Raw genomic sequence first — 209 nt, forward strand, 5'->3', positions numbered from 1 at the left:
ATCAAGTACACAGTAAATGAAGTAAAAGTGAAAGACTACGAAACAAAAGTAGAAGGAACAACGATCACGAACACTTACAAAAATACAGAAACAACAGAACTAAATGGTAAAAAAGTCTGGGAAGACTACAATAATAAGTTTGGTAAACGCCCAGAAAGTATTACGGTTCAATTGCTTCAAAATGGAACAGAGTTCCAAACAAAAGAAGT

1 protein-coding gene is annotated in these 209 nt (G+C 33.5%); it reads left to right on the forward strand.

From position 1 onward, the window contains the following. The coding region (locus COE49_RS25465; RefSeq protein ID WP_141556644.1) for a Cna B-type domain-containing protein at positions 1-209 on the forward strand (209 nt) is incomplete at both ends.

The sequence above is a fragment of the Bacillus sp. AFS029637 genome (assembly GCF_002584985.1).
GTDB lineage: Bacteria > Bacillota > Bacilli > Bacillales > Bacillaceae_G > Bacillus_A.